9 protein-coding genes and 2 pseudogenes are annotated in these 6,933 nt (G+C 64.3%); 4 read left to right on the forward strand and 7 right to left on the reverse strand.

Going from position 1 to position 6,933, the window contains the following annotated elements; all coding sequences use genetic code 11:
• On the reverse strand, positions 1–283 hold a 283-nt coding region (locus ACIGYR_RS38925; protein WP_400014469.1), incomplete at its 3' end, for a DUF5958 family protein.
• On the opposite strand from ACIGYR_RS38925, the pseudogene ACIGYR_RS38930 reads away from it, so the two are divergent.
• Positions 212–424: pseudogene (locus ACIGYR_RS38930) on the forward strand (MFS transporter); the annotation flags it as partial. The gene ACIGYR_RS38925 and the pseudogene ACIGYR_RS38930 overlap by 72 nt on opposite strands.
• On the opposite strand, the gene ACIGYR_RS38935 reads toward ACIGYR_RS38930, so the two are convergent.
• From ACIGYR_RS38935 to ACIGYR_RS38950, 4 genes are all read right to left on the reverse strand, one after another.
• Entirely contained in the window at positions 348–605 is a 258-nt protein-coding gene (locus ACIGYR_RS38935; protein ID WP_399608859.1) for a DUF5958 family protein, read from the reverse strand. The pseudogene ACIGYR_RS38930 and the gene ACIGYR_RS38935 sit on opposite strands and share 77 nt — an antisense overlap.
• A 363-nt stretch (positions 606–968) precedes the next feature.
• A complete protein-coding gene (locus ACIGYR_RS38940; RefSeq protein ID WP_399608861.1) occupies positions 969–1,139 on the reverse strand; it encodes a hypothetical protein in 171 nt (56 codons plus the stop codon).
• Positions 1,140–1,454: 315 nt separating this feature from the next.
• Positions 1,455–1,625 (reverse strand): helix-turn-helix domain-containing protein, encoded by a 171-nt coding sequence (locus ACIGYR_RS38945; RefSeq protein WP_399608880.1) that lies wholly within the window; start codon positions 1,623–1,625, stop codon positions 1,455–1,457.
• Between the two features lie 284 nt (positions 1,626–1,909).
• A complete protein-coding gene (locus ACIGYR_RS38950; protein ID WP_399608864.1) occupies positions 1,910–2,164 on the reverse strand; it encodes a DUF6332 family protein in 255 nt (84 codons plus the stop codon).
• 703 nt (positions 2,165–2,867) lie between these two features.
• On the opposite strand from ACIGYR_RS38950, the gene ACIGYR_RS38955 reads away from it, so the two are divergent.
• The 3 genes and pseudogenes from ACIGYR_RS38955 to ACIGYR_RS38965 all read left to right on the forward strand — a co-directional run bounded on the left by ACIGYR_RS38955 (position 2,868) and on the right by ACIGYR_RS38965 (position 5,372).
• Positions 2,868–3,227, forward strand: coding sequence for a hypothetical protein (locus tag ACIGYR_RS38955; protein ID WP_399608867.1), 360 nt, complete (start codon positions 2,868–2,870; stop codon positions 3,225–3,227).
• Between the two features lie 112 nt (positions 3,228–3,339).
• Positions 3,340–4,290, forward strand: coding sequence for a glycosyltransferase family 4 protein (locus ACIGYR_RS38960; RefSeq protein ID WP_399608869.1), 951 nt, complete (start codon positions 3,340–3,342; stop codon positions 4,288–4,290).
• 230 nt (positions 4,291–4,520) lie between these two features.
• Positions 4,521–5,372 (forward strand): annotated as a pseudogene (locus tag ACIGYR_RS38965) (IS5 family transposase).
• Between the two features lie 106 nt (positions 5,373–5,478).
• Here ACIGYR_RS38965 and ACIGYR_RS38970 read toward each other — a convergent pair.
• Both ACIGYR_RS38970 and ACIGYR_RS38975 read right to left on the reverse strand, forming a co-directional pair.
• A complete protein-coding gene (locus tag ACIGYR_RS38970) occupies positions 5,479–5,820 on the reverse strand; it encodes a hypothetical protein (protein ID WP_399608872.1) in 342 nt (113 codons plus the stop codon).
• A gap of 46 nt (positions 5,821–5,866) precedes the next feature.
• Positions 5,867–6,352, reverse strand: a complete 486-nt coding sequence (locus ACIGYR_RS38975) for a hypothetical protein (protein ID WP_399608874.1) — start codon at positions 6,350–6,352, stop codon at positions 5,867–5,869.
• Between the last annotated feature and the right edge of the window lie 581 nt (positions 6,353–6,933).

The following is a 6,933-nucleotide window of genomic DNA, read 5'->3' on the forward strand; positions in this document are numbered from 1 at the left end:
TGCCTGGATGCCCGCAGGCGCCTTTGCAGTACGTCTCGCGGCGGCGAGTGTCGGCAATGGTGAACACGGAAACGAGGACGCGGAATGCCTTGACGTGTTCGGCGGCGGGGAGCCCCGCGAACCCGTAGCGGGGTGGGTCCATGCAGATCATTACCGAGGGGTTGGCCGTGGGCTTCACACCGGAGCGCGCCACCCCCGCGCGGCCGTCCGCGCGCAGCTCACCGTGCTGCTCGACAACACCGTCCTGAACGTGGCCATCCCCTCGCTCACCCGCGAAGTGCACGCCGCCACCTCGGACATCCAGTGGATGATCAACGCCTACTCCCTGGTGCAGTCCGGCCTGCTGCTCACCGCGGGCAGCGCCGCCGACCGCTACGGCCGCAAGAAGATGCTGATCGCCGGGCGTCCCCGGTTCGGCACCGGCTGTGCGCCTGCATCGCGTAGCCGGCGACTTCCTGCAGTACCTCCTGCCGGTGTGTCGGGGCCAGGCCGGAGAACCAGCCCACACCAGCGTCCAAGGTGCGGAGCCTCTGGGCGATCTCGTTGACAACCCGCTCCGTCTCGCGCCGGTAGGTGTGGCTGTCGTCGCTGCTCGTTTGGGTCATCGCTGGATGGTTTCACGACGCCGGTTCCGACGCTCTGGAGTGGGTGGCGCTCGCTGCCCTGCGGCACGGGGCGGGTAGCCAACTCGTGAGTCGTCCGGCTCCGCAAGGAGATCGCCCGCGCCTGAAAATACACGGCCTGGTCCCTGCCTCGCCCGCGTACCACAGACACCCGCCCCGGCGAGGTTTAGTCGCGGACGCCGAGAGCGGTGTCGGGTCAGCAGTGCACGCAAGTTGGCGCCTGTTGCCGCGGCGCCTCGAGGACCTGCTCCCGGGGCGCCGGGCGGCACCGGCCGCTCTTGACGGCCGTCCAGCACTCACCGGTGTGCACCGTGTCGATGTTCTCCTGGTTCAGCCCGTACTGAATCAGCCACGCCGGCTGTGGCGGCTGGCGTTCCTCTCCTTGGCGTTGGCCGTACTCCGCCGTTCCTCGTTGCCGAACCAAAGGTCGATGAGCGCCAGCTGTCGCGCGGTGTGCTGCTCCACGACGCGGCGGGCCAAGCGCAACATGTCGAGCCGCGAGGTCGGCTGGTTCACCTGCTCGCTCCTCGTGACGGTGCCGGGGTGTCCGTTTGTTGTCAGCTGCTGGTGGGGTAGGCGGTGAGGCCGGAGTCGCCGAGTCCGATGCCGGCTGATTCGTTGACGAGGAGGGGTGCGGCGCCGGGGCTTGGCAGGTCCTTGCCGGTGCGGGCGTCGAGGGCGATCGCACCGTTGGTGGTTTCGCCGTTCGCACGACGCCAAGTGATCCGACTCTGGAGTCGGATCGGTTGTCTGTAAGCACTTCTTTGGGCTCCACCGCACGGCACTGAAGTGGCTCCCGACGTAAGAAGTTGATCTGGCTCCACTCTGCGCTCATGGCACCAGTGTCTTGACGATGACCCGCTCGACATCCGCGTCGGTGATCTGCCTGGGGACACCTGGCCTGGGCTGGTCGGACAAGCCATCCAGACCACGGTCAAGGAAGCGTCTCCGCCAGGTACGGACCGTGTCGGGAGCGATCCTTAACCGCCGTGTCACCTTCATGATCGAGTGCCCTTCGGCGCACTCAAGGACGATCCGGGACCGCAGGGCCAAAGCCTGAGCCGTCGACCGGCGGCGTACCCATTCCTCAAGCACAGCCGCTGGGCATCCGTTACCGACAATGGCGGGACCTTCGGTCCATGACGACTCACACCAAACCAACGACGAACCTCTGACTCAGGTCACTGGGGAACTCGTACGGCGAGGCCCCGGCCACCGGTGCGGGGAGCCTCTTTGGAAGCTAGCTGAGGTCGAACGGGGCCAGATGTGCCACCGCCCTTGTCAGGTCAACGCCCCTGGCGCCGATTCGCATCGAAGCGGAGCAGCACCCGCGCCACACGCCACACCGCGGCAACGACCGCCAGCACGACCCCCACCATAAGCAGGCCCTTCCCTGCAGGCTCGGAGACACCCACGACCAGTGCTGGGACCAATAGCACGCCGAACACGGCTGCGGCTAGGACAGCAGCCGTCACTAGGGCGAACATGATCTCCACCGTCATCGCGTCCTTCTCCCAACGCGATTCCCGCCCCATATCCATCCAGCAAGTCTCACACAGATGGTCAGCGTCTCGCAGCCGAGATCCCGCGCGGTTCACTCCTCACTGGACCCGTACTTAGTTCAGTCCGGGCCCATCCGGTTCACACAGCGAGCGCAAGGTGCCACCAGCCGGGGTGGCGGTGAAGTTGTAGCAGCCGAGCATGCTGTGTTTGAGCAAGGAGAGTTGGGCGGCGCCCCTCGCCGACCCCATCACCTTCGGAACGGAGGTGGACGACGGCGACATCGACGTACTGCGTGGTCTGGAGCGCCACATGGTCCGTCGGGCGCGCGGGCCGGTCCTCCTTGCCCGGCCAGATACGCCATCGGGTCAAGGAGGACACTCCTGTTAACGCTGCGCGTGAACAAGGTCACTATCTGTCAAGTAACCGTGAAAGCAAGGGAGTTGCGACCCTAGGATCGCTCTCGTGCCGCACAATTCGACCAGTTGTGCGATGAGGGGGTGATCGAGGATGCCGACAAGTTCGTTTTGTCCGAAATCACCTCGCCTTATGCGCGGACTCGGCCTCCATCGGCAGTGACGGCGCGCACATAAAGGGAGGGAACCCCCGGCCGGGATGCCTGCAAGCAATGGCCGGGAGTCCCCGCATCGGAACACAACATCCGGAGGATGCATGCGTCCTATGCTCAGCATACGTGCAAAGCGATGGGTTACTGCTCTCGCTGCGGCAGGTGCCGCAACCGTGATGGCTGTCGCCCCCGCGAATGCTGCGGGGCACACGGTCGTGGCATACACCACCGACAGCGACAGCGGGGTCGCAGGTGGCAAGGCGATCTTCCATGGCAACACCGACCCGGAGTGGGCACAGGTATGTGACACAAAGGCTGACGGCATGCGCGCCTGGGCCCAGGTGTCTTGGCGTCAGCACGGTCAATGGCAGGACTTCACCTTGGAAGACGCCGACGGCAGCAGTTCTTTCTGCGACAACGATCACGCCAAGCAACATCAGATCCCGGAAGGTACTCAAGTCACAATAGAAGTGTGCCTCAAGGACGGCGCCAACGGTCCAAGGAAGTACTGTGGCTCCAACATAACCGACGCCTGACCTGAACAATCCGCCGGAGGCGGCCGCTGAAACAACGGCCGCCTCCGGCCTTTAGTGTCGAGAGGCCACCTTCGTGCGTGCATACCTGCTCGTTGGGTGTATTGCGGCAGCCGTGACCTTCCTGCTTACAGGTCCTATTCGCCACCTTGCAATAGCGGCGGGATGGATCCTCGGGGTGCGAACCCGTGACGTGCATCGCGCACCGACACCGCGGGTGGGCGGCGTCGCCATGCTCGGGGGCTTGCTCGCCGCATTCCTCGTTACACAACATTTGCCTACGTTCCAAGCAGCGCCCAACCTCCAGGACTTCCGCACCATTTTGTCAGGCGCTGCGATTGTCTGGCTAGCCGGTGTCGTCGATGACAGAGTTGGGCTTTCAGCCTTTGCTAAGGTCGGTGCGCAGCTTGCGGCCGCAGGGGTAATGTCCTACCAAGGTCTAACCATCGTATGGCTGCCGATTCCCGGTGTGGGAATCGTTACCCTCAACCCATCGCTGAGCACGCTCGTGACTCTTCTCGCTCTGCTGGTAGCGATCAACGCCGTGAACTTCATCGATGGACTAGACGGGCTAGCAGCTGGCACATCCGGAATTGCTGCAGCCGCATCCTTTTTGTACAGCTATCGCCTTTGGTTCGGACATGGAATGGAAGCCGCGGCCCCTGCAGCCGTAACGCTGGTGATTGTTATGGGAGTCTGCGTGGGGTTCTTGGTTCACAATGCGTATCCTGCCCGAATATTCATGGGTGACTCTGGAGCAATGCTGCTGGGTTTACTGCTTGCGGGAGCATGTATCTCGTTTCTTGGGCAGACTGACCCCGACGCACTGGCGCATGAGCTGAGCAGCGAGCAGCGAGCAGCGAGCAGCGAGCAGCGAGCAGAACGTAGTGCGAACCTCGATGCCATTGTACTTAGCCCTATTTTTGCCGATGGCGATTTTAACGCTACCCATTGCCGATCTAATCTCGGCGATAATAAGACGCACTTGGCGTGGACAATCTCCCTTCGTCGCAGATCAAGGCCACTTGCATCACCGTCTTCTGCGCATCGGAAACTCGCACCCTAGGGCAGTAATGCTGATGTGTTTTTGGTCGGCGCTACTGTCGTTCGGGTTTTTGGTTTTCTCAGTGTTTCCAGCAGTAGGCACGGCGCTGACTCTGATAGTTTTCGCGATCGGAGGATTAATAATATTGCTGCGTCCACACCATAGACTCACTGGTAGCGGGCGCCGAAAGCCGGGGAGTGGCTGGTCCGGCTAGAGCGTGTCTCTTTGACGGGTTGATCAGTTGATCGGATGTGTCTGTCCGATTAGTGATCACCGATGCGATGTGGGACCGGATCGAGCCGCTGATGCCTGCCGATCCGGTCCGCGGGCGGCGCTGGGCCGACCACCGCCGCACTCTGGATGCCATCGCGTGGAAGTACCGCACCAACTCGCCCTGGCGCGACCTTCCCGACGAGCTCGGCTCGTTCAAGACCGCCCACAAGCGGCTGATCAGGTGGGCCGTCGACGGCACCTGGCAGAGGATCCTCGCCGACGTCCTGGCGGCGGCGGACGTCGACGACGATCTGGACTGGACGGTGTCGGTGGACTCCACGGTCGTCCGGGCCCATCAACACGCTGCCGGAGCACGCAAAAAAGGGCGGACCACTTCGGCGAGCCCGCCGATCATGCGCTCGGACGCTCCCGCGGCGGACTGAGCACCAAGGTCCACCTGGCCGCGGACGGCCGTGCACGACCCCTCGCCTTCACCGTCACCGCAGGGCGGATGCGGGACATCACCGTCTCGAAGGCGGGGGGCGTCACTGCCCCGCACCGGCCCGGGCAGGCCCCGTACCCGGCCCCTGGCCGTTCTCGCCGACCGCGCGTACTCCTCACGTGCCATCCGCAGCCACCTGCGGCGCCGGGGTATCCGCGCGGTCATCCCGCAGCCGTCCGACCAAGTCGGCCACCGCCTACGGCGAGGCCGGCTCGGCGGCCGTCCGCCCGGCTTCGACAGCGAGGCGTACAAACAGCGGAACACCGTCGAGCGGTGCATCAACCGCTTGAAACAGTGGCGCGGCCTGGCCACACGAACCGACAAGCTCGCGATCGCCTACCAGGCCGCACTCCACCTCGCGGGCATCCTCATCTGGACCCGACGCTGACCAAAGAGACAGAACCTAGCTGGGGTGTTGCAACGACTACTAGAACTCAAGGACCGGCCGGGGGCTTCGCGCGTCCTGAGGCGTTGGCTGCGTTGGGGGGGATGGGTCAGGTAAGTCGCCGTCCCATCTTTGCCGACTGCCGGTTGTGTCCCTTCGTGTCCCACCACTCTTCTAGATGGGCGTGGACGAGGTGCACGAGCTGCAGCAGCCGGTCGGGAGGGGGGGCGGGCGATGCGAGCACATCCGCCCAGGACTTGTCGTCCCAGGGGAGGGCCACGACCCAACGTTCATCCGGATGGTCCTGGCAGCCTACAGTCAGCCAGTACGTCAACGTCGCACTGCGGTCCGGATGGTGCTCGACCGTCACTTTGATGACGTCGAACCGGAGTCCGTCAGCGGTGACGTACGAGCGGCTCAAGGCCTGCTCGGCTGGTGTCTGTTCCTCCACAGGGGTCAACCACCCTTTCACCTCGGCCCACAGCCCAACACCGTTTTTAGCAGGGAGCAGCGGCGGCAACCCGCTGGTCGACGTTGTAGGCGGTCAGGAGGTCGCCGCCCCCGGCCGGGGTACCGATAATGGTGCGGAACTTCTCCACTCGCCCGCCCGGGCACTGATTCGTATAGGTGGAGTAACCGCCGCGGCCATTGGGTGCCCCAAACCCGATGGCAGCGCTTATCTTACGGTCCATCGTGCTGTTCCATCCGTGCCGCGCCTTAATGTGCTTCCAGCCCCACGTGCTTGTGCCGCAGCGCAGAGTGATAAAACTGGGCGGGCCAACGGGCACCTGACGGTAGTACTTCTTCAAGACGTAGTTGCGGTTGTGGCTCCTGCACCGGGCGTCATAGCTGTCGGCCCGTACCGTAACGGTCTTCCCGGACCCGGGGGACGCGGCGGACGCGGAACCGGCTGCCGGGATTAACAGAGCCGATAAGACGGCAGCACCAGACAGCGTTGCCTTGACGGCAATGTTGTGAAGCATGTGTTCCCCTCTTTTCTCCCCGCGGCCAGCGGAGAGTTGGTGTACGGAGCCCCTCAATGGAGGCGCCGTTTCACTGCGATCCCATCACGGCCGCCACATCGATAACAGCACCCTTTGAGACGGGCATTGACCGCTTGCAAGCCGGAATCCGCGCGGGTGTAATTCCGCGGCGCGCCGGTTTGACCGACACAACACCAGCTTGAGGAGGACTCTTGAAACCGACTCTGTCCGCAGTTCCGTGAATCGGCGTCCGGATGCGGGGCAGCTCTGCGCGCAGACCTCGCAGTGGCCCGGGCCGGCGACGCGTGCCAGGCGACGGTGAGGTCGCGGCAGCAGACCCCGAGCAGCTCCAGTTACTCCTCCACCGGCCAGCGGGCGAAGGTGCCGGAGCGAGTGAGGTACAGGCCAACGGTTTCGATCCGGTAGCGGCCTTGGCGTCGAGCAGCAAGTAACCGGTCGGCTGCCAGGCTTCGGCCTGCCGGAGCGGGGTCTGGTGCAGGTTCAGGTGACAGGTTCGGTCACGCGGCCTGGAGGGCCGGTGTGGTCATGACGGTCTCGAATTCGACGGGTGTCAGCCGGCC

Source organism: Streptomyces sp. NPDC053076 (assembly GCF_044546845.1).
Taxonomy (GTDB): domain Bacteria; phylum Actinomycetota; class Actinomycetes; order Streptomycetales; family Streptomycetaceae; genus Streptomyces.

Bases quoted from the DNA above. Each gene is read 5' to 3' on its own strand.
- ACIGYR_RS38935 (WP_399608859.1), bottom strand. From the start codon at position 605: ATGACCCAAACGAGCAGCGACGACAGCCACACCTACCGGCGCGAGACG.
- ACIGYR_RS38945 (WP_399608880.1), bottom strand. From the start codon at position 1,625: ATGAAGGTGACACGGCGGTTAAGGATCGCTCCCGACACGGTCCGTACC.
- ACIGYR_RS38950 (WP_399608864.1), bottom strand. From the start codon at position 2,164: ATGGATATGGGGCGGGAATCGCGTTGGGAGAAGGACGCGATGACGGTG.
- ACIGYR_RS38955 (WP_399608867.1), top strand. From the start codon at position 2,868: ATGGCTGTCGCCCCCGCGAATGCTGCGGGGCACACGGTCGTGGCATAC.
- ACIGYR_RS38975 (WP_399608874.1), bottom strand. From the start codon at position 6,352: ATGCTTCACAACATTGCCGTCAAGGCAACGCTGTCTGGTGCTGCCGTC.